This is a genomic window from Micromonospora arborensis (genome assembly GCF_003205615.1).
Taxonomy (GTDB): domain Bacteria; phylum Actinomycetota; class Actinomycetes; order Mycobacteriales; family Micromonosporaceae; genus Micromonospora; species Micromonospora arborensis.
The window spans coordinates 126,525-147,698 of the sequence record NZ_PYBV01000012.1 but is presented as its reverse complement, the minus strand read 5'-3'; the positions used below and the strand labels follow the sequence as shown (position 1 = coordinate 147,698).

Annotated in this window: 17 protein-coding genes; 11 read left to right on the top strand and 6 right to left on the bottom strand. The window is 73.2% G+C overall.

The window, feature by feature from the left end; genetic code table 11:
• Positions 1-65 precede the first annotated feature (65 nt).
• The 8 genes from C7C45_RS10470 (at position 66) to C7C45_RS10435 (ending at position 9,028) form a co-directional block, all read left to right on the top strand.
• Positions 66-1,214, top strand: a complete 1,149-nt coding sequence (locus C7C45_RS10470) for an exonuclease SbcCD subunit D (protein ID WP_110563427.1) — start codon at positions 66-68, stop codon at positions 1,212-1,214.
• Entirely contained in the window at positions 1,214-3,688 is a 2,475-nt protein-coding gene (locus C7C45_RS10465) for an AAA family ATPase (protein ID WP_110563426.1), read from the top strand. The genes C7C45_RS10470 and C7C45_RS10465 overlap by 1 nt, the downstream gene beginning before the upstream one ends.
• Positions 3,685-4,653: a hypothetical protein gene (locus C7C45_RS10460; protein WP_110563425.1), complete on the top strand. Its 969-nt coding sequence runs from the start codon at positions 3,685-3,687 to the stop codon at positions 4,651-4,653. Before C7C45_RS10465 ends, C7C45_RS10460 begins: the two co-directional genes overlap by 4 nt.
• 18 nt (positions 4,654-4,671) lie before the next feature.
• Positions 4,672-5,529: a spermidine synthase gene (locus tag C7C45_RS10455; RefSeq protein WP_110563424.1), complete on the top strand. Its 858-nt coding sequence runs from the start codon at positions 4,672-4,674 to the stop codon at positions 5,527-5,529.
• A gap of 125 nt (positions 5,530-5,654) precedes the next feature.
• Positions 5,655-6,347: a sigma-70 family RNA polymerase sigma factor gene (locus tag C7C45_RS10450; RefSeq protein WP_110563449.1), complete on the top strand. Its 693-nt coding sequence runs from the start codon at positions 5,655-5,657 to the stop codon at positions 6,345-6,347.
• Positions 6,344-7,126, top strand: coding sequence for an anti-sigma factor family protein (locus C7C45_RS10445; protein WP_110563423.1), 783 nt, complete (start codon positions 6,344-6,346; stop codon positions 7,124-7,126). The genes C7C45_RS10450 and C7C45_RS10445 overlap by 4 nt, the downstream gene beginning before the upstream one ends.
• Before the next feature lie 212 nt (positions 7,127-7,338).
• Positions 7,339-7,977, top strand: coding sequence for a hypothetical protein (locus C7C45_RS10440; protein WP_425271126.1), 639 nt, complete (start codon positions 7,339-7,341; stop codon positions 7,975-7,977).
• Positions 7,978-8,107: 130 nt separating this feature from the next.
• Positions 8,108-9,028, top strand: a complete 921-nt coding sequence (locus tag C7C45_RS10435; RefSeq protein WP_110563421.1) for a DNA-3-methyladenine glycosylase family protein — start codon at positions 8,108-8,110, stop codon at positions 9,026-9,028.
• Between the two features lie 6 nt (positions 9,029-9,034).
• Here C7C45_RS10435 and C7C45_RS10430 read toward each other — a convergent pair whose 3' ends face one another.
• Entirely contained in the window at positions 9,035-9,457 is a 423-nt protein-coding gene (locus C7C45_RS10430; RefSeq protein WP_110563420.1) for an SRPBCC family protein, read from the bottom strand.
• Positions 9,458-9,552: 95 nt separating this feature from the next.
• Positions 9,553-9,765 (bottom strand): hypothetical protein, encoded by a 213-nt coding sequence (locus C7C45_RS10425; RefSeq protein WP_110563419.1) that lies wholly within the window; start codon positions 9,763-9,765, stop codon positions 9,553-9,555.
• Positions 9,766-9,900: 135 nt separating this feature from the next.
• Between C7C45_RS10425 and C7C45_RS10420 the strand changes: the two genes are divergently transcribed.
• From C7C45_RS10420 to C7C45_RS10410, 3 genes are read left to right on the top strand one after another with little or no spacing between them, the layout of a single operon-like run.
• Complete coding sequence (locus tag C7C45_RS10420) at positions 9,901-11,016, top strand: ATP-dependent DNA ligase (RefSeq protein ID WP_110563418.1); 1,116 nt, start codon at positions 9,901-9,903, stop codon at positions 11,014-11,016.
• Between the two features lie 58 nt (positions 11,017-11,074).
• Positions 11,075-12,646 (top strand): alpha/beta hydrolase, encoded by a 1,572-nt coding sequence (locus C7C45_RS10415; protein ID WP_110563448.1) that lies wholly within the window; start codon positions 11,075-11,077, stop codon positions 12,644-12,646.
• A gap of 55 nt (positions 12,647-12,701) precedes the next feature.
• The gene (locus C7C45_RS10410) at positions 12,702-13,154 is read left to right on the top strand and encodes a GNAT family N-acetyltransferase (protein WP_110563417.1); all 453 of its coding nucleotides are present in this window, start codon (positions 12,702-12,704) and stop codon (positions 13,152-13,154) included.
• A 368-nt stretch (positions 13,155-13,522) separates the two neighbouring features.
• Here the strand turns inward: C7C45_RS10410 and C7C45_RS10405 are convergent, their stop codons facing one another.
• The 4 genes from C7C45_RS10405 to C7C45_RS10390 are packed head-to-tail and all read right to left on the bottom strand — an operon-like array spanning position 13,523 to position 21,147.
• Positions 13,523-14,248 carry an ABC transporter ATP-binding protein gene (locus C7C45_RS10405; RefSeq protein ID WP_110563447.1) on the bottom strand — a complete coding sequence of 242 codons (726 nt, stop codon included), beginning with the start codon at positions 14,246-14,248 and terminating at the stop codon, positions 13,523-13,525.
• An 11-nt stretch (positions 14,249-14,259) separates the two neighbouring features.
• Positions 14,260-15,255 carry an ABC transporter ATP-binding protein gene (locus C7C45_RS10400; RefSeq protein WP_110563416.1) on the bottom strand — a complete coding sequence of 332 codons (996 nt, stop codon included), beginning with the start codon at positions 15,253-15,255 and terminating at the stop codon, positions 14,260-14,262.
• 1 nt (position 15,256) lies between these two features.
• A complete protein-coding gene (locus C7C45_RS10395) occupies positions 15,257-17,965 on the bottom strand; it encodes an FtsX-like permease family protein (protein ID WP_110563415.1) in 2,709 nt (902 codons plus the stop codon).
• Positions 17,962-21,147: an ABC transporter permease gene (locus tag C7C45_RS10390; protein WP_110563414.1), complete on the bottom strand. Its 3,186-nt coding sequence runs from the start codon at positions 21,145-21,147 to the stop codon at positions 17,962-17,964. The genes C7C45_RS10395 and C7C45_RS10390 overlap by 4 nt, the downstream gene beginning before the upstream one ends.
• Between the last annotated feature and the right edge of the window lie 27 nt (positions 21,148-21,174).

Here is a 21,174-nt window from a genome sequence, read left to right as displayed (position 1 = left end):
GCACAGGTGAGCGCGAGGAGTGAGCTTGCGAGCCCCGCAGTCGCGAACGGAAGGCCAGCACAGCCATGAAGATCCTGCACACCTCCGACTGGCACGTGGGAAAGGTGCTCAAGGGGCAGTCCCGGGCCGAGGAGCACAAGGCCGTGCTGGCCGGGGTGATCGACATCGCCCGCGCCGAACAGCCGGATCTGGTGATCGTCGCCGGTGACCTCTACGACACCGCCGCGCCCAGCTCGGAGGCGACCCGCCTGGTCACCCGGGCGTTGACCGCGCTGCGTCGCACCGGCGCGGACGTGGTCGCGATCGGCGGCAACCACGACAACGGCCCCGCGTTGGACGCCCTGCGCCCCTGGGCTGATGCCGCCGGCATCACGCTGCGCGGTGGGGTGCGGGAGGATCCGGACGAGCACGTGATCGACGGCGTCACCGCCGACGGCGAGCGGTGGCAGTTGGCCGCGCTGCCGTTCCTGTCCCAGCGGTACGCGATCCGCGCCCTGGAGATGTACGAGCTGACCGCCGCGGAGACCAACCAGACGTACGCCGACCACCTGGGCCGGGTGCTGGAGCGTCTGACCGAGGGTTTCGGCGAACCGGACCGGGTGCACCTGGTCACCGCGCACCTGACGGTGACCGGCGCGGCCACCGGCGGCGGCGAGCGGGACGCGCACACCGTGCTGGGCTACGCCGTTCCGGCCACCGTCTTTCCGGCCACCGCGCACTACGTGGCGTTGGGCCATCTGCACCGGGCGCAGCGGGTCGCGGGGCCCTGCCCGGTGCGCTACAGCGGCAGCCCGCTCGCTGTCGATTTCGGTGAGCAGGAAAATGTCCCCTCGGTGACGCTTGTCGAGGTGACGGCCAGCACCGCCGCCCGGGTGCGTGAGGTGCCGGTGACCGCGGCGAGCGCGCTGCGGACGGTGCGCGGCACCCTGGCTCAGCTCGCCGAGATCGAGGCACCAGACGCCTGGCTGCGGGTGTACGTGCGGGAGCAACCCCGCGCCGGCCTGCGCGAGGAGGTGCAGGAGCTGCTCCCCCGGGCGCTGGAGATCCGGATCGACCCGGAGCTGCTGGCCGCTCCGGGCAGCGGTGCCCGCATCGCGCAACGCTCCGGGCGTTCGCCGCGGGAGTTGTTCGCCGACTACCTGGACAGCCGGGGCCACGCCGACGAGGGCGTACGGGAGCTCTTCGACGAGCTCTTCGAGGAGGTCGAGCACTGATGCGTCCGATGCGGTTGGACATGGCCGGGTTCACGGTCTTCCGGGACGACACGACCATCGACTTCACCGACGCCGACTTCTTCGCCCTCATCGGCCCGACCGGTTCGGGTAAGTCCACGGTGCTGGACGCCATCTGCTTCGCCCTCTACGGCATGGTGCCCCGCTGGGGCGGCGCCCGAGGGTTGGCGAACGCGCTCGCGCCGTCGGCGACCGAGGCCCGGGTGCGGTTGGTCTTCGAGTCTGGCGGGGCCCGCTATGTGGCCACCCGGGTGGTGCGCCGGGACGGCCGGGGCAACGTCAAGACCGCGAACGCCGGGTTGCAGCTGATGCCGGCCGGCTTCGACGTGACCAAATTGGACACCGGGTTGAGCCCGGACGACCTCGGCGAAGTGGTGGCCGGCACGCCCGCCGAGATGGAGCAGGCGGTGCTGGAGGCGGTCGGGCTGCCGTACGAGCAGTTCACCAGCTGTGTGGTGCTGCCGCAGGGGCAGTTCGCCGATTTCCTGCACGCCAAGCCGGCGACCCGGCAGCAGATCCTGGTCAACCTGCTCGGCCTCGGCGTCTACGAGGATGTGCAGAAGAAGGCGACGGCGCGCGCCGCGCAGGCGGACGCCCGACTCGACGCGGTCGACCAGTTGCTCGCCGGGCTCACCGGCGTGGACGACGAGGCGTTGGCCGAGGCCGACGCCCGGGTCGAACGGATGGCCGAGCTGGCCGCCGCGGTGACCGCCGCGGTGCCGGAGCTGGCGGCGGCCAGGGCCACCGCCCGGGAGGCGGCGGCGGCGCTGACCGCCCTCGACGACGAGCTGACCGTGTTGACCGGTGTGCGCGCGCCGGGCGGAGTGGCGGAGGTGGCCCGGGCGGTCACGGCGGCGCGGGCCGAGGCCGAGGCGGCGGCGACCGCGGTGTCGCTGGCCGAGGAACGGGAGGAGAAGCTGCGCGGCGAGCTGGCCGGTGCCGGCGACGAGAGCGCGGTGCGACTGCTGCTGCGGGCGTACGACGATCGGGATCGGCTGTCCGGCGAGGCCGACACGGTCCGTGCCGCGGTGGGCGCGGCGAACGACGAGCACGCTACGGCGGTGGCCGCGCTGGCCGCCGCCCGCGCGGTGGCCGAGCGGGCCGACGCCGAGTTGGAGGCGGCCTTCCGGGCGCACGAGGAGGCGAAGGCCACCGACCTGGCGGTCAGCCTGCGGGTGCACCTGCATGCCGGCGCGGCCTGCCCGGTCTGCGAGCAGCCGGTGGCGCAGGTGCCGGCGGTGCCGGCCGATTCGGCGGTGGCCGCCGCGACGGCGGCGGGCAAGGCGGCGCGGGCCGCGACCAAGGCCGCGCAGACGACGGTGCAGCAGCGGGACGCGGCGGCGCGTGACCTGGAACGGCTGCTGGTGCAGGCGCGGGCCCGGCAGGAGCAGTTGGAAGCCCGACTGGCCGAGCTGGACGGGCAGCTCGCCGGCGCGGCCGAGCCGGCGGTGCTGCGCCGGGAGTTGGCCGAGCACGCCCGGTTGCGGCGTGCCCTGGAGGAGGCGGCGACCGCGGTCCGGGCCGGCCGCGAGACCGCTCGCCAGACCCGGGCCGGGGTGGACGCCGCCGAGGAGCGGCTGCGGGCGGCGTGGCGGGCCTTCGACACCTCCCGCGACGGGCTGGCCCGGTTCGGCCCGCCGGCGACCGATCGGGACGACGTGGCCGCCGCGTGGGCCGCGCTGACCGGTTGGGCGACGAGTGAGGCGGATCGCCGCCGCGCGGACCGGGCCGGCCGGGCTGTCGCCGTCGCCGAGGCCGAGTCGGTGGCCGACGTGGTGCAGCGGCGTATCGCCGGCCTCTTCGCCGCCGCCGACGTGCCGGTCGGTGACGACCCGGTGCACGCCGCGACAGTGGCGGTGGAGCGGGCCGATGCCGACCGACGGCGGCTGCGGGAGCGCCGCGAGCAGGCCGGGACGTTGCGCGAGCAGCGGGCCGGGCACGAGCGGGAGGCGCAGGTGGCGCGCGCGCTGGCCGGGCACCTGCGGGCCAACAACTTCGAGCGGTGGTTGCTGGCCGAGGCGTTGGACCTGCTGGTCGACGGCGCGTCGGGGATCCTGCGGGAGCTCTCCTCCGGCCAGTACGAGCTGGTGCACGACAAGGGCGAGTTCGTCGTGGTCGACCACCACGACGCGGGGCTGCGCCGGGGCGTACGCACCCTCTCCGGGGGTGAGACGTTCCAGGCGTCGCTGGCGTTGGCGTTGGCGCTCTCCGAGCAGTTGGCCGGGATGTCGACCACGGCGGCGAGCCTGGAGTCGATCGTCCTGGACGAGGGCTTCGGCACGCTCGACGCGGCCACCCTGGACACGGTCGCCGCCACGTTGGAAAACCTGGCCGCCCGGGGCGACCGGATGGTCGGCGTGGTCACCCACGTGCCGGCGCTGGCCGAGCGGATCCCGGTCCGCTTCGAGGTGCGCAAGGATGCCCGGTCGGCCCGCGTCGAGCGGACGGGCCGGTGAGCGCGAGGGGCGACGCCGCGTTCTTCGTCGACTCGTGGGATCCGGCGTACGGGGCGTCGTTCGAGGCGTCCGCTTCCGGCCCGGCCACGCCGAGCAGCGCGCAGGTCGAGGCGGACGTGGAGTTGCCCGCCGTGGACTGGCGGGCGATCGGGGTACGCCCAGGGGTGCGGGCACCTGACGTGGTGCTGCTGGTCGACGGGGTTCGTCGGATCGACGCGAGCATCTGGACGGCGGAGACCGACGGCGGGTCGTTCCCCGGTCTGGCCGCCTCGTACGCGGCCGGGGTGGTCCGGTGTGACCTGGGTCGGGGCGCGGCGCAGTTGGCCGGTACCCGGGTTGGTCGGGGTCTGTTCACCGCGAGCCCGTCGGCGCAGGACGTGGTGGCCGGTGCGATTCGGTACCCGGTGCACCGGGTGGGTGGCACCGGTGAGCTGGCGAAGCTGCCGGCCGCCGTGCAGGGCCCGCTGACCGCGCTGGAGGTGGCGGTGTCCGACGCCGCCCGGGTCGACGGTGACCTGCTGGTGGTGGACGGTCCGCTGCGTAGTCGCCGACAGTTGCCGCGCACGCTCGGTTACATCAAGACCCAGCACAGCCAGTACCTGGATGCCCGGCTGACCGCGGTGGTGATCGGTATGGCGTCGGGTGAGCGTTCGCCGGTGTTCCGGCTGGGCACCGCCTGGGGTGGCTGGTCGTGGTATTTGCGGCTGCCGGTGGCGGTCGGCGCGCCGTGGGCGGGCGTCGTCCGGGTGGAGTGCTCCGCCGATCTGCCCGTCGAGGCGGCGATCGAGCTGGCCGACCTGTCGCTGGTCACCCTGCCGCGCTTCGCGTCCACCCCGTACAAGGATCCGCGGGCCCCACAGAATCTGATTCCGATCGCCGGGCTGGAACGACGACTGCGTGCCCTGCTCGGCGATTCCCGACTGCTGCACCGCGCGTTGACCGCTGCGGCCCGCGCCGCCCGTTGAACGCGGATACTTGTCGGGATGGGACGTAAGCGGGCGGCTGACCGGGTGGTCGAGCAGGTGGACACCGGGCAGGCCGAGCTTGTTCCGGACCAGGACCGGGCCGGCTCGTGGACGCTGCTGCTGGACGGCGCTCCGCAGTCGCACGTCGACCTGACCGATCCCACCCATCTGGAATTCGAGTACGTGCGACGGTTGGCCGCCGCGGTGGACCTGATCGCACCGGCGGGTGAGCCGCTGCGGGTGCTGCATCTGGGCGGTGGCGCCCTGACCCTCCCCCGGTACGTGTCCGCCACCCGGCCCGGCTCCACCCAGCGGGTGTCCGAGGTGGACGGCGCTCTGGTGGAGCTGGTCCGCCGGGTGTTGCCGTGGCCGTCCGATGCCCGCCTGCGGGTCCGGGTGGAGGACGCCCGTGCGGTGTTGACCTCCACTCGGGATGCCAGCTACGACGTGGTGGTCGCCGACGTCTTCGCCGGTGCCCGTACTCCGGCGCACCTCACGTCGGTGGAGTACGCGGCCGAGGTGGCGCGGGTGCTCCGCCCCGGCGGCTGGTATCTGGCGAACCTGGCCGACGGCCCGCCGCTGCGGCACGCGCGTGGGCAGGTCGCCACGGTCCGTTCGGTGTTGCCGCAGGCCTGCCTGGTCGGCGACGCGGCGGTGTTGCGTGGCCGCCGGTACGGGAATCTGGTGCTGGTCGCCGGGCGGGTGCCGCCGCCGGTGCCGGAGCTGACCCGGCGCGCTGCCGGCGACTGGTTCCCCGGCCGGGTGGTGGCCGGCGACGAGTTGGACCGCTTCGCCGGCGGCGCGCAGGTGGTCCGGGACGCGGACGCCACCGGCTCCGATCCGCCGCCGCCGGGCCTGTTCTCCGTCCGCCGCTGACCGCACACCCGACAGGCGCGCAGAAATTTTTTCGCCGTTTGTTGATCCGCTCGGGGCGGTGCTGCGTACCACCGGGCGGCCCGCTTCGTGGGCCGGCGATGGTCACGGACATCCCGGAGGTCTGCATGCATGCGGTGGCGGCCGGTTGGCATGGCGACGCGGTACGCGCGGACTGGTTGTCGGCGCGGTCCTCGTCTCGGCCGACGTCGTCAGCCCGGGGGATCGACGCGCGCGCGACGTCTCGCCAGAATGGGCCGGTGACGCCGCGACCGACGCCCGGACGCCATCAGGCGACGTCAACCGAGGCCAGCCATTCCGACCAGCTGATCCGGTTGCTCTATGCCGAGCACGCCGGCCCGTTGCTGATGTTCGTCATGCGACTCACCGGGGGGGACCGGCAGCGTGCGGAGGACATCGTCCAGGAGACCCTGCTGCGGGCGTGGCGTAACGCGCACCGGCTGGGCACGCAGGGGCAGGGTTCGTTGCGACCGTGGCTGGTCACGGTGGCCCGTCGGATCGCCATCGACGAGCACCGCAGCCAGGAGGCCCGCCCGCCGGAGACGTACGACCGGGATCTCACCGCGTTCGCCGAGGCGGACAGCACCGACCGGGTGCTGCGGACCATGACGGTGGCGGACGCGCTGCGTACGCTGAGTCAGTCGCACCGGGAGATCCTGATCTCGACGTACTTCCGGGGCCGGACGGTGCCGGAGGCAGCCGAGGAGTTGGGGCTGCCGCTCGGCACCGCCAAGTCGAGGGTCTACTACGCGCTGCGCGCGCTGCGTACGGCTCTGCAGGAGCGGGGGGTGACAGAATGAGCCGGCCGGACCACATGGACGTCGCGGCGTACGCGCTGGGCGTGCTCGACGAGCAGGACACTGAGCGGTTCGAGGAGCATCTCGCCACCTGCTGGGCGTGTGCGGCCGAGTTGGAGACGATGGTGCCGGTGGTGGGGCTGCTCTCCGACATCGACGGCGAGACGATGATGGCGCTGGAGCAGACCGCGACGGATCCGGCGCTGCTGGACCGGACGCTGGGCGCGGTCCGGGCCGACCGGCGGCGCACCCGGTTTCGTCAGATGCTCGCGACCGCCGCCGCGGTGGTGGTCTTCGGTGGGCTGACCGGGTATGGCTTCGTCAGCGTGACCGACAGCGAGCCGTCGCCGGGGGTGCTCGCCGAGTCGACGCCGAGCGCACCGAGTGACCCGGCGACGAGCGGGCCGACGGCCCCGCCGAGCGGCCCGGGTGTCGGCGGCACCGAGGAGGAGGGCGACCAGGTCGAGGCCACCGACCCGACCACCGGTGTGCAGACCACCATGTTCCTGGTGAAGCGGGAGTATGGCACCCGGATCAATTTCATCCTGCGGAAGCTGCCCGGCCCGCGTACGTGCCGGTTGGTGGTGGTGCGGAAGAACGGCAGCACCGAAGTTGTCTCGAGTTGGTCGGTGCCCGATGACGGCTACGGCACCAACACCCGACCGCAGGGCCTTGAGTTGAGTGCTTCGACGTCGGCCCTGGCGGAGGAGATCAAGCAGCTCCAGGTGCAGTCGGTGGATGCTGCCGGTGTGGCGAGTCCGCTGGTCACGGTGCCGTTGTAGGCTTGCGTACCGTATCGGCGCCGGCCATTGTGACAATGGCCGGCGCCGATCTGTATTTCCGGAGGCGCTCCGTGTCGGGTACGTACGTATGCCGACTCGGATCAGTTCAATCAATTCCGGTGAAATTGACCACTGTTACTTTTTCAACCTTGACAGCCAGTCCTCCGTACCTATGGGTGAACTGCCAAGAATGAGGAGGGCACGTGGCACAGATGAAGCGGACCGTCATCGTCGCGAGCGCGATGGTCGCACTAACGGCCTGCGCTCCCGCGGGTTACGACGGGGCGAACTCGAGCGCGGCCGAGCCGGTCGCCGTCGCCGCGGCCGAGCCCACCGCGTCGGTTGAACCCGAGGCCTCGGCGTCCGCGGAGGCGCCGGCTGCCGACGCGCCGCCGGCGAACGTCGACCTGACCGAGCAGTTGATCGGCAAGAGCGTCGCCCGGATGGGCAAGGTGGTCACCGACGAAGACGGCTGGATCCTGTACCGCTTCGACAAGGACACCGCCGACCCGCCGTCGTCGAACTGCGTCGACAAGTGCGCCGAGGTGTGGCCCCCGGCGCTGACCGACGGCAACCCGCAGCTCACCGGCGTCTCCGATGACAAGGTCAGCAGCGTGACCCGCCAGGACGGCACCCGTCAGCTCACCATCGCCGGCTGGCCGGTGTACCGCTACATCGGCGACAAGAAGCCCGGCCAGTGGAAGGGACAGGCTGTCGGTGGCACCTGGTTCGTGGTGCAGCCGGACGGCAAGAAGAACCTGAGCTGCCTGCCCACCTCCACGCCGAAGGCGGTCGCGCCGCCGGCCAACAGCGGCTCGAGCGACGCCGGAGGCGCGGGCTACTCGTACTGAGCCCGTTCGGCACCAGGACACGGTGGTCGGTCGTCGCCGGGGAGGGCGCGACCGGTCACCGTCGTACGGAACGGGACGTCGGCACACCGGTGATGCCGACGTCCCGTTCCGTGCGTGGCAGAGTTGGCGGGTGACCGAGACCGAACCCGCCGCGACCAGGGTGTTGCACCCGCCGGTCGGCTACCGGCTGGCGGCTTCCGTCCGGGCGCTCACCTTCACCCCGTACGACCCGTGCGCGCGCGTCGCCGCGGGCGCCTTCTGGTGGGCCACCCGCACCCCGGACGGTCCGGCCACCCTCGCGCTGCGACCTGTCGGCGGCGAGCTGCTGGCGGAGGGCTACGGGCCGGGCGCCGAGCATGTCCTGGCACGCGCCGACGCGGTCGCCGGGCTGCGCGACGACCTGACCGGCTTCACCGAGTTGGCCGGGGCGCACCCGCTGGTCACCCGGCTGGCCCGGGACCACCGGGGGCTGCGGATGCCCGCCACCGGGCAGGTCTTCCGGCACCTGCTGCGCGCGGTCTTCGAGCAGAAGGTCACCGTGAAGGAGGCGTACCGGGCGTACGCGGCGACCGTGCGGCACTTCCAGGAGCCGGCACCCGGCCCGTTGCAGCCGCTGCTGCTGCCGCCCGAGGCCGCCGCGGTGGCCGCCACCCCGTACTGGGTCTTCCATCCGTTCGGAGTCGAACAGCGTCGCGCCGACACGCTGCGTCGCGCCGCGGCGCTCGCCGACCGGTTGGAGCGCAGCGCCGACGCCGCGGACGCCACCCGCCGGCTGACTGCCATCCCCGGCATCGGACCGTGGACGGCCGCCGAGGTGGTCCGGGTCGCGTACGGCGACGCGGACGCGGTCAGCGTCGGCGACTATCACGTCCCGAACACGGTGGCCTGGGCGCTGGCCGGTGAGCCGAGGGGCGACGACGCCCGGATGCTGGCCCTGTTGGAGCCGTTCCGGGGTCACCGGGGCCGGGTGTGTCTGCTGCTGGGGGCCGCCGGCATCCACGCGCCGAAGTACGGTCCGCGCGCTTCGATCCGCTCGTTCGCCCGCTTCTGACTCGCGTCAGCCCTGCTCGCTCCGACTCCTGAGCCCGTCGGCCTCCAGCCGAAGGTAGCGGCGGAACAACTCGCCGTACAGCCGACCGATCAGGCCGGCCAGCAGCCCGGACTGGCTCATTGCCAGCTCGACCCGGGTGCGTCCGTCGGGCAGCGGCAGCAGCCGGTGCTCGGCCGTGGTCCGCACGCCCGGGGTGTCGGAGACCCAGACGAACTCCCGCTGCTCGGTCAGCTCGGTGACCCGCCACACCGCCGGCCGTAGCTTCGGCTGGGTCAACCGGGCTGTCGCGCCGACGGCGAGAGGCCCGGGCTCACCCCGCTCGGCCCGGGACACCGACGCCGTCCACTCCGGCCAGCGCGGCACGTCGACCAGCACCGCCCAGACCTGCTCGACGTCGGCGGCGATCTCCGTCGCGGCTTCGAACCGCATCGTCTCCCCTCCCCGACGGCTCCGTCGGGCACCCGCCACGGATGCAGACGAGACCGCCAGGTGGATCGTGACACCAGCGCGCAAACCCGACGGGATCAGGCGGCTTCGCGCAGGTCGGCCAGGCTCAGAGGGGTACGCCGACGCAGCAGTTCCTCCAACTCCGGCACCGAACCGACCTCGCCGAGCACGTTCCGGCCGCCGCCGAACCGCTGCGGATAACGGCGGGTCAGCCGGTAGCGGTAGCGGCCCCGGATCAGCTCGACGCTCACCCGCCACCGCCCGCAGCAGTCACAGACCCACTCGGACACCTGGCGAAAGTAGCTCTGACCTGCGGCTATTCGATTCGCCCGGCGGGGACGAGGAGCGCGTGGGCGGACACGCCACCCCGGCACCCACGGTGATCTGCCTCACGACTGTCGGCACCGTCTGATTGACTGGTCGCCGTGGACCTGCCGATCAACCCTCCGGTCGAGCCGATGCTGGCCAAGAGCGTCGCCAAGCTCCCCACCACGCCCGGGGTGACCTACGAGCCCAAATGGGACGGGTTCCGGTGCATCGTGTTCCGCGACGGCGACGAGGTCGAGCTGGCCAGCCGGGGCGGCAAGTCGATGACCCGCTACTTCCCCGAGGTGGTCGATCAGGCCCGCCGGCAGTTGCCCGAGCGGTGCGCGGTCGACGGTGAGCTGATCGTCATTCGGCGGGACGGGCCGAGCGGCCAGGCCCGGTTGGATTTCGAGTTGCTGGCCCAGCGCATCCACCCGGCCGCATCGCGGGTGAAGATGCTGGCCGAGACCACACCGGCCGACTTCGTCGCGTTCGACCTGCTGGCCATCGGCGACGAGGCGCTGCTCGACCAGCCCTACCCGCGTCGCCGGGAGCGGTTGGTCGAGGCGCTGGCCGGGGTGCGCCCGCCGGTGCACGTCACCCAGGTCACCACCGATCCCGACACCGCCCGCCGCTGGTTCGACGTCTTCGAGGGCGCCGGCCTGGACGGGTTGATCGTCAAGCCGGCCGACCTGCCGTACGAGCCGGGCAAACGGCTGATGTTCAAGGTCAAGCACTCCCGCACCGCCGACGCGGTGGTGGCCGGTTTCCGCTGGCACAAGTCCGGCCCGGTGGTGGGTTCGCTGCTGCTCGGCCTCTATGACGACGCCGGGGTCCTGCACCACGTGGGGGTGAGCGCGTCGTTCAGCATGGCCCGCCGGGCCGAGCTGCTCGACGAGCTGGCGCCCTACCGGGACACCGACGGCGAGCACCCGTGGGTGCACGGCGACCACGAGCGCGGCCAACGCATCCCGGGTGGGGTGAGCCGGTGGACCGGCACGAAGAACCTGGAGTGGGAGCCGGTGCGCCCGGAACTGGTGGTCGAGGTGGGCTACGACGCGATGGAGGGCGAACGGTTCCGGCACACCGCCCAGTTCGTCCGCTGGCGACCGGACCGCGATCCCCGTTCCTGCCGCTACGACCAGCTCGACCGCCCGATCCGCTTCGATGTGGACCAGGTGCTGCGCGGCGATCCGGCGGCCACCGTGGACCGGGCCGCCAGCGGCTCGGCGTAGCCTGGCCGTCGACTCGATTCCGGAGGACCACGTGATCCGCACCGCCCCGCAGCCTCGGATGGCGACACGTCGCCGGGTCCGTCGTACTCTGGCCGCTTTCACCGTCGCGGCGCTGCTCACCGCCGGGTGCACGTTGCCGGCGTTCGCGCCACGCACCGAGGTGGAGGGTGCGGCCGCACCGACCGGCAGCGCGCCCACCTGGCGGCCCTGTCCGGAGGTGCCCGACGAGCTGGTCGGGCGCGGCGCACCGGACATGCGCTACGAGTGCGCGCGGATCGCGGTGCCGCGCGACTGGGGCACCGGCGGCGGGGCGAGCACCGGCCCGGGCGCCGGGCAGACCTTCGAGATCGCCCTGCTGCGGGCCCGCTCGACCAAGCAGCACGACCGGGTCGGCTCGTTGGTGATCAACCCGGGCGGCCCGGGCGGCTCCGGCGTCGACACCGCCGTCTACCTGTCCTTCGGCCCCCAGTTCGGCGGGCTTCCCGCCTCGATCACCGAGCGCTTCGACATCGTCGGGTTCGACCCACGCGGCGTTTCCCGGTCCAGCCCGGTGAAGTGCATCTCCGATGCCGACCTGGACGCCAGCTTCGGCTTCGACCCGGATCCAGCGAGCCAGTCGGCGTTCGACGGCTTCGTCGGCCTGAGCCAGCGGATCGGGCGTGGCTGCGGCGATCGGTACGGCGACCAGTTGCCGCTGTACGGCACCGAGCAGGCCGCCCGTGACATCGACGCGGTACGCGCCGCCGTGGGCGACGACAAGCTCACCTACCTGGGTTACTCCTACGGCACCCTGCTCGGCGCCACGTACGCCCAGCTCTACCCGCAGCGGGTGCGTGCGCTGGTGCTCGACGGCGCGGTCGACCCGCAGCAGCGGCTGGTGGAGGGCTCGGAGAGCCAGGCCCGCGGTTTCGAACGGGCGTTCAACAACTTCACCCGCTGGTGCGCGGCGAACGCCGACCGCTGCCCGATCGCCCCGGACGCGCGGGCCGCGGTCACCGAGGCCATCGACAAGGCCAAGGCCTCCCCGGTACGCGGTGCCAACGGACGGGAGGCAACTGCCGGTTGGGTGTTCTACGCGGTCATCTCGTCGCTCTACACCGAAGCCGGTTGGCAGGAGTTGGCCCAGGCGATCGACCACCTGGCCGAGGGCGACCCGAAGGACGTGTTCCGGCTCGCCGATGCGTACGCCGGCCGGGGCAGCGACGGGCACTACTCGAACCTGTTCGACGCCAACCTGGCCATCAACTGCGCCGACGAGACGGAGAAGCCGAGCCGGGAGCAGATCCGGCAGTTGCAGGCGGAGTGGCGTGGAAAGTATCCGCTGTTCGGGCCAGCGCTGGCGGTGGGGATGCTGAGCTGCGTCGAGTGGCCGGGTGGGCGTGACCCGTACCCGACCGGACGGGCGAACGGGGCGCCGCCGATCGTGGTGGTCGGCACCACCGGCGACCCGGCGACGCCCTACGAGCAGACTCCACGGCTCGCGTCGATGCTGGGCGTCGGCCGGGTGCTCACCTGGGAGGGTGAGGGGCACACCGCGTACCCGCAGACCTCCTGCATCACCGACGCGGTCGACGCCTACCTGCTGGACCTGAGCGTTCCCCGGGAAGGCCTGCGCTGCCCGGCCCGCTGACGTCGCGGCTCGGCGGCCTCCCATCCGTCGGCGTCGCTGTGCCAGGCTCATCAGCATGACCGACGTGACCTACCGGGAGGCTGTCCGGGCCGACCTGCCCGCCGTCATCGCCCTGCTCGCCGATGATGTCCTCGGCAAGGCCCGCGATTTCACCGTGGTCGACGCGGCCTACGAGAAGGCGTTCGCGGACATCAGCGCAGACCCGCGCAACCAGCTGATCGTGGCCGAGCAGGCCGGTGAGCTGGTCGGCTGTCTGCAGATCACCTACATCCCCGGCCTCGGTCGGCACGGCAGCGAGCGGTCGCTGATCGAGGCGGTCCGGGTCCGCTCCGACCGGCGCGGCCAAGGGCTGGGTCGGGACCTGATGACCTGGGCCATCGACCAGGCCCGGCAGCGTGGCTGCGCCCTGGTGCAGCTCACCACGGACAAGTCCCGCGCGGACGCGCACCGCTTCTACCTGGGCCTCGGCTTCACGGCCAGCCACGAGGGCATGAAGCTCGCGCTCTGACCCGCCGCTGACGCCGGCCCGCCGACGGCGCCAGCCCACCGACGGCGCCAGCCCACCGACGGCGCCGGCCCGCCAGCTACCCGGCGCGCGGTGGCACCTCGGGTCCCGAGGTCGCCCCTCTACGTGCCTGTAGAGCTGCCCCAGATCTGGGGCAGCGAATCGTGCTGACGGCAGGCACGGACAGCCGTTTCCCACGCCTCCCGCGCGGTCCATAACTGGCGCAGCACTCCCCACGCCCCCACGCGGTCCATATCTGGGGCAGCTCTACAGGGTGCGAGCACACCCAGGCAATCTGTTCTGACCGAGTCTGCGGGCCCACAACCCAGGCCACGGGCCACGGGCCACGGGCCACGGGCAGCGGTCAGCGGTCAGCCGTCGACCAGGCTTCCGTCGCGCAGGACGAGCACCCGGTCGGCGAGGTCGATCAGGGCCGGGTCGTGCGTGGCCACCAGCGCGGTCATGCCGCGGGCGTGCACCACCGCGCGCAGCAGGTCCATGATGGACCGTCCGGTCTCCGAGTCGAGTTGACCGGTCGGCTCGTCGGCGATGAGCAGGTCCGGCTCGTTGGCCAGTGCTCGGGCCACCGCGACCCGCTGCTGCTGACCACCGGAGAGCTCGTACGGGCGCTGGGCCGCGTGCCCGCCTAGGCCGACCAGTTCCAGCAGCACGGCGACCCGCTGCTCCCGCTCCGCGGCCGGCACCTGCGCCAGCCGCAACGGCACACCCACGTTCTCGGCGGCGGAGAGGATCGGCACCAGCCCGAAGGTCTGGAACACGAACCCGACGGTGCCCCGGCGCAGCCGCAGCAGCTCCGCCTCACCGGCCGAGGTCACCTCGTGCCCGGCGACCACGACCTGGCCGCTGTCCGGCCGGTCCAACCCGCCGATCAGGTTCAGCAGCGTGGTCTTGCCGGCCCCGGACCGGCCCCGGATGGCGACCAGTTCGCCACGGTTGGCGCTGAACGAGACGTCCCGCACCGCGTGCACGGCGTGCTCGCCCCGGCCGAAGGTGCGGCTCACACCACTGACCCGGACCACCTCGGCAGGGTGCTCCGCAGGCCCACCACCGAACCCGGCCGCGCCGGTCACCACCATGTCCCGACGGCTCATGCCCCTGCCCCCCGCTCGTCTGAGGCCCGGTCACCAGACCGCACCTGCACATGGTCCGGCTCCAGATCGAGCCGGACCCGCTCCTTCAGCGAGAGCGCGTCGACGAACGCGGCCGGTAGTTGCATCCGGCCGTTTCGGTCCAGCACCGCGTACTCCTCGCTGACCAACTCGGTGTTGCCGTCGACGCCGATCCGAGCGGTTCGGCGTACCTCGGAGGCGGTCCGACCGTCGCGGATCGCGACGGTCCGGCGAACCTGCGTGGCCACCGCGTGGTCGTGGGTGACGACCACGATGGTCACGCCCAGCTCGGCGTTGATGGTGCGCAGCGCGGCGAAGACGTCGGCGCCGGTCGCCTCGTCCAGTTCGCCGGTCGGCTCGTCGGCGAAGAGCACCTCCGGGTCGTTGGCCACCGCCACAGCCACCGCGCACCGCTGCTGCTCGCCACCGCTGAGCTGCCCGGGCCGCCGGTCCGCGCAGTACCCCACGCCGACCATGTCGAGCAGTTCCCGGGCTCGCTGCCGGCGGGCCTTGCCACCAAGCCTGCCGGCAAGCTGCATCGGCAGCTCGACGTTCTCCAGCGCGGTGAGGTACGGCAGCAGGTTGCGGCCGGTCTGCTGCCAGACGAAGCCGACCAGCTCCCGCCGGTAGCTCAACCGCCGCTTCGCGGACAGCGAGAGCAGGTCGTAGTCGGCCACCCGGGCGATACCGGCGGTCGGCGTGTCCAGGCCGGAGAGGATGTTGAGCAGGGTCGACTTGCCCGAGCCGGACGCGCCGACGATCGCCACCAGCTCACCCCGGTCGATGACCAGGTCGAGCCCCTGCAGGGCGACCACCTCCACCCCCTCGGTCTTGAAGATGCGCACCAGGCCGTCGCAGACGATGTGCCCACGCAGCCGGTCCTGTCCCCCGGCCCGCTCCGCGGCGCGTTGCGCGGCCTGCTGCTGCAGGGCAGCCAGGTCGGGCACCGGTGAAGTCTGGGTGGTAGCGGTCATCTCAGCTCTCCTCTCCGAGCCGAAGCACCTCACCGAGGCGCAACCGGCGGTTGTTCAGGGCCTCGACGGCGACCGCGAAGCCGAGGGCGACCACTCCGAGCGCGAGCACCGCAGCCACCAGGCCGGGCTCGAAGGCCACTCGGACCGGCATGCCACTGGTGAAGGCGGACAGGCCGAGCACCGGGTTGAGCAGCAGGGGCAGCACCGCACCGACGAGCGCGCCGGTCAGCACCGACACCCCGACCAGCGGGGCAAGCTCGACCAGCAGCAGCCCACGCCACTGCCGGCGGGACAAACCGAGGGTACGCAGCCGGGACAGCACCTGACCTCGGGCCCGCGCGCCGGCCAGCACGGTGAACGCGATGGCCAGCAGCCCGAGCACGGAGCCACCGGCGGCACCGGCCACGAACCCGAAGGCCAGTACGCCGTTCGCACCGCCGTCACCGAGATCACGCCGGACGTCGGCCCGGGTGTCGACGACCACCCCGATCGGCCGTTCCTGGCCGGTGACCGCCCCTTCCTGCTGGTACCGCAGCTGCCCCTGGTCGCCGGCGCGGCGTAGCGCCTCCGCGTCCAGCCGATCCCCGGCGACCAGCAGGCTCGTCGCCACCGGTGTGGTGTTTCGCGCCGGCAGCGCCTGCCAGGGCAGGATCACGAACCGGCTGGTGTTCGCCGACAGCAGGGGGAAACTCTCCTCGCTGCCGGCCACCCGGAACTCGTACCGCTGCCCCTGCACCGAGATGAAGGCGGAGCGGTCCAGCCCGGCCTTGGCCAGATCGGCGGCGACCTCCGGCGCGACGATCGCCGGCAGCGGCCCCGGTTCGGGCCGGGCGGTGCGCAACGCGTCCGGAAGCGGCAGGTCCAACCCGGATTCCCGAGCCACCGTGGCCAGTCCTGGTCCGTCGACCAGCAGCACAGCCGTCTCACCGAGCCGAGGGCTGGTCCCGAGCTCGTCGGCTGCCAACTGCTCGTCGGACCCGTACAGCAGCCGCGTCACGGCCCGGACCCCCGACAGGCGGCCCAACTCGTCGACCGTGTCGGGGGCGAAGCGCTCCCCGCGGATCACCGCGTCGGCGGGCACGATCTGCTCGGCGGCCCGGTCCCGGCTCGCGTCGACGCCTGCGGCGACGACCGCACAGAACGCCGCAGTGCCGATCGCCAGCACCACGACGACCAGCGGGGCGGCGACAGCCGACCGACCGGCCCGCGCCGTCCCGAGGAAGGCCACGCTGCCCCGGGTCCGCGCGGCCAGCCGACTGACCAGCAGCAACGGCCAGGGGTACGCCCGCAGCGCGAGCACCGCCGCGGCGATTGCGAGCAGCACCGGCACCGACACCAGCAGTGGGTCCACCTCACCGAGGGTGAGGCCGCGCCGACGCAGCAGCACCGCGGCGAGCACGGCGAGCCCCAGCACGAAGAGCTCGACGGTGAGCCGGCGGGTCGACGGGCGCATCCGGACCAGGTCGCGGCGGGCCGCCCCACCGGTCGGCACGGCCAGCGTGGCCAGCGGCAACGCCAGGGTGACCAGGACGGTTGCGGCGACCGCGTACGGCGTGCTGGGGTCCGGGGCGCCGGGGAACAGAGTGCCCAGCCACCAGCCGAGCGCGGCGGCGACCGGCACCACCAGCAGTGACTCGGCGAGGCTGCGGCGGGCACCAGCGGTGGCCCCGCCGCCCCGTGCACGGATCAGCACGAACTCCGATCGACGCCGCCGGGTGGCGAGGGTCGCCGCGAGCACGATCAGCCCGGCCAGGGTTGCCAGTACGCCGGCCGCGATCACCGCCAGCAGGGTCCGGGCGGCGTTCACCTGCGCGGCGAACGCCCGCAACGGAATGTCGACACCCTGGGCCAAGGAGAGGTCGGCCGGCTTGTTGCGCTGCGATTCCTGCAGACCGTCGATCAGCTGGTCCAGCTTCCGCGCATCGATGCTGTCGACGTCCAGTCGGTACCGCCAGTTGTATCGGACCGACCAACCCGCCGCAGCCCGCTTGTCGAGGGTCGACGAGGCGACCGCACCCGTGGCGATGAACGGCTCACCGTCCCCGGCCGGGTCGGTGATCCGCAGCATCGATGGCAGCCCGTCCCAGATGCCGCCCGTACGGTCGACGGGGCGGAACAGCCCGACCACCACCAGCGGGGAATCGTCGACAAGCTCCTTCGTGACATCTACCCTGCCGATGCGCAGTTGGCTGCCGGTACGCAGGTTGAGCTTGGCGGCCACGTCGACGTCCAGCACCACCTCGATCGGGCGGTCGGGCACGTACGTCTCGCTCGGCCACGCCCCCTCCACGAGGGTGCTGGCTTCCTTGATGTCGGGCACGGCCCGGAGGCCCAGGTCGACCAGCATGTTGCGGGCCGCGAGGTCCGGCCCGACCACCCGGGTGGCTTCAGCGTCGACGTTGTACCACCGCTCGTTCACCGCCGAACGCACCTGCGAGGGCATTCCCGCGGCCAGGGCGTCGAACCGCTCACGGGCGCTGAGCGTCGCGGGTTTGTTGGCGGGGACGGTCACCACGCCGGTGGTGTAGGAGATGTCGCGACGGGCTGCCGGCTCACTGTTCAGCTGCGCCCGAAGCCCCTGTTCGGCGAGCCGGTTGACCAGCCGGGGCACGCCGCTGATCAGGAGCGTGACCACCAGCGTCAACGCCGCCAGGAGCAGGAACTGCCCTCCGTACGCCCGGACCCGCCGGGCAGCCGCGCCGACGCTCATCGTTCTCCCCCGATTCGCAACTGCACCGCCGCCACCCGCTGACGGATGCCGGCGGCGATGAACGCGCTGAAGGCGAGCGCCGCCAGCAGCAGACCGACCGCGGTCAGGCCGATCGGCACCCAGGGAAGCGCGAACGCCGCCGGGGGGATCGGCCGGCCGGCGGCCGGGGTGAGGATGACCAGTGGGGCCATGGTGGCCCCGACCGCGGCACCGAGCAGCAGACCGACGCCTACCCCGATGCCGGCGAGGAAGGCCTGTTCGGCCAGCAGCGCCCGGGCCAGCAACCGAGGTGTGGCGCCGAGGGTGTGCAGCACCGCGAACTCGCTGAGCCGGCGCCGGGCGGTGGCCCACACGTCCACCATCAGGCCGACGATGGCGAGCAGCACCGCGCCGAGGGCGGCGGCGAGCATCCCGGTGCGCGACCCGCGCCAGTACGGATCCTCGGCGGCCGACTCGATCACCTTCTCCCGGTCGAGCACTGTCACGCCAGGAAGTTCGCTGGCGGCCTGGGCGGCGGCCGACGCGTCGTCGGTGCTGACCCACCACTCCGGAGTGGACCGCACCGTGCCGCCGGCCTGGATCAGCGCGTCGACCCCGGCGGGCAGGTCGAGCAGCACGCCTTCGCCGCTGGTGGTCGGCACGGAGGCCAGCTCACCGATCAGGTGGACCTTCAGTGACACCCCGGAGAGCGTCAGGTCGACGGAGTCGCCGATGCGCAGGCTCAGGGCTTCACGTACCGCGGGGGTCATCAGCACCGGGACGGCCGCGCCCGGTCCGGCGGGCACGACGGCGAACCGGGTGGGCGGTTGGTACTCGAACTGACCGCCGGGAATCACCTCCACGGCGTGGACTGCGGCGAACCCGGTACCGGTGGTCCGCACCGGCGTGGGTTTCACGCCGAGGGCCGTCATCACCCAGCCGCCGCTCAGTTCGGCTGGCTGGGTCGTGCCATCGGCCTTGACCACCGCCAAGTCGTCCACCTGGAGGCGGTAGGCGTTGCCGGCCGCCAGCCCACCGTCGGATTCGAACCCGGCCAGCCGTAGCCGCGCCCCGCCCACGTCGGGTAACTGCACGGTGAACTGGGTGGCCCGGCCGTCACCGTCCGCGTCGACCGCCGGCAGCCGCAGGGCGAGTCCGTCGGAGCTGGTGACCAGCAGCGTCACCGCGACCCGGAGGGACCGGACGGCGCTGCTCACCGGGGTACGCACCGTGCCGGTGATCGCGCGCGTGTCGGCGGGCAGTTCGATACCCGCAGGGGCCCCGCGCGCAGCGATCATCCGCTGGTACTGCTCCGACACCGGCCCGTCGGCGAGGCGGTCGGCGAGGCGGACCACGCCGGGGGCGCTGGCCGGGTCGACACCGATCACGGTCGCCGGGAGGTCGTTCCGGCCGACCCGTACCTCGTCGCGCCACGCCGGGAGCGCACGGTCCACGCCCGGCAGCGCGGCGAGTTGCGTGGCCCGGTCCGGCGGAGCGGAACCGCCGCGCTCGGTGACCCGCAGGTCGGCGCCGACCGTGTGGCCGGCCTGCTCGACCTGCGATCGCTCCCCCGTGCTGATCAGGGACCAGGCCAGGGTGCTGCCACCGACGGCGAGGGCGAGCAGCAGTACCGGACCGGCGTGTGGGCGCCGTCCGGCCTGCCACATGCCGAACATGGTGGCGGTCCACGGGCGTCGGTCGACGAACCGCTCGGCGAACCGGGTGAGCGGCGGGAGCACCCGCAGCGCCAGTACGGCGCCGGCCAGCACGCCGAGCGTCGGGGCGGCGACCAGCAGCGGGTCGAGCCCGAGCTGGCCGTTCGAGCCGGCCAGCGGTGAGGCGTACCGGCGTAGTTGCACCCAGGCGAGCACGGCGAGCGCCACCAGCACCAGGTCGACGCTGGCCCGCTGGACGCTCGCCGCCCGGTTCGGGCGGGATCGGGCGGCCATGTCGGCGACGTACGTTCCGGCACCGCGCAGCGTCGGCGCGACCATGGCCACCAGGCAGCCCACCGCGGTTGCCACGGCGGCGGCCCAGACCAGGGCGGTGTTGCCGCCGGCGGCGGAGAGTTCCGTCGACCCACCGGGCCGGACGAACCGCAGCGCTTCCACGGCGATCAGTGGTCCGAGCAGAACGGCCGGGGCGACCACCAGGGTGGCCTCGCGGGCGGCGAGACCGGCCAACTGCCGGCGGGCCGCACCCCGGGCGCGCAGCAGCGCGGTCTGCGCGCGTCGGTCCTCGTGCAGGAGGGCGGCGACCAGGACCAGCGCGTACCCGCCGAGCACCAGGATGAGCAGCAGCGGAGTGGCCAGCGAGGAGCGGCCCACCAGGTCGGCGCGGCCGATCCGGTCCAGCAGCCCCGCCATCTTGGTCGCCGTCTGCGCCGACGAGCCCAGTTGGGCGGCCTCCGGCACCGCCGTGCCGGCCGCGGTGAGGGCCTTCCGCACGGCCGGCAGATCGGCGCTGTCGACGTCACCGAGATCCGGTTCGGCCAGCCAGGACGCCGACACCGCACCCGGGAAGGTCGCCTCGAAGTCGGCCCGGTCGAGCGTGAACGGCCCGTACGAGGTGCCGGAGGGGGCGCTGCCGGCGCCCACCCCGGGGGCGAGCAGCCAGTACGCGTCGGTCGGGTCGCGGGGCCGCCAGGTGCCGGCGAGCACGAACTCGCCGCGCCGCTCGGTGGCCCGGTCGCGCACCGGGATGCGTTCGCCGACGGTCAGGCCCAGCGCACCCGCGGCCCGCTCCGGAAGGCTCACCTGGATCGGGTTCGCCCCCGCCTGGGGCCACGCCCCGCTGGTCAGCTCCGCGTGCGCGGCGAGGTCGTCGAGGGTGGCCAGGCTGGCGAAGATGGGGTCGTCGCCGGTGCGGGGCACGGATCCGAGGGAACCGGTCAGCTCCCGGCCGGTGCCGTACCGGGCGACAGCCACGCGGACCGGGACCCCGGCGAGCCCGTCGGCGAACTCGGCGCGGACCGCCTTGTCGCGGTTGGCGAACTCGGCCGCGTCGCGCCCGGCTGAACCACTGACCAGGAGGCCGCGTTCCTCCGCCGGCGAGGCGGCGACGAGCGCCCGCTGCCCGGCGTCCACCGCCCGCCGGTTGTAGTCGGACAGTCCGGTGACCAACGCGACGGCCACCAGCGCCGCGATCACCGCAGCCACCAGCAGCCCGCGCGCCTCGCGGGCACGCCTCCACACCAACTTCATCCGACGCCTCCCCTGGCCCCAACGGGC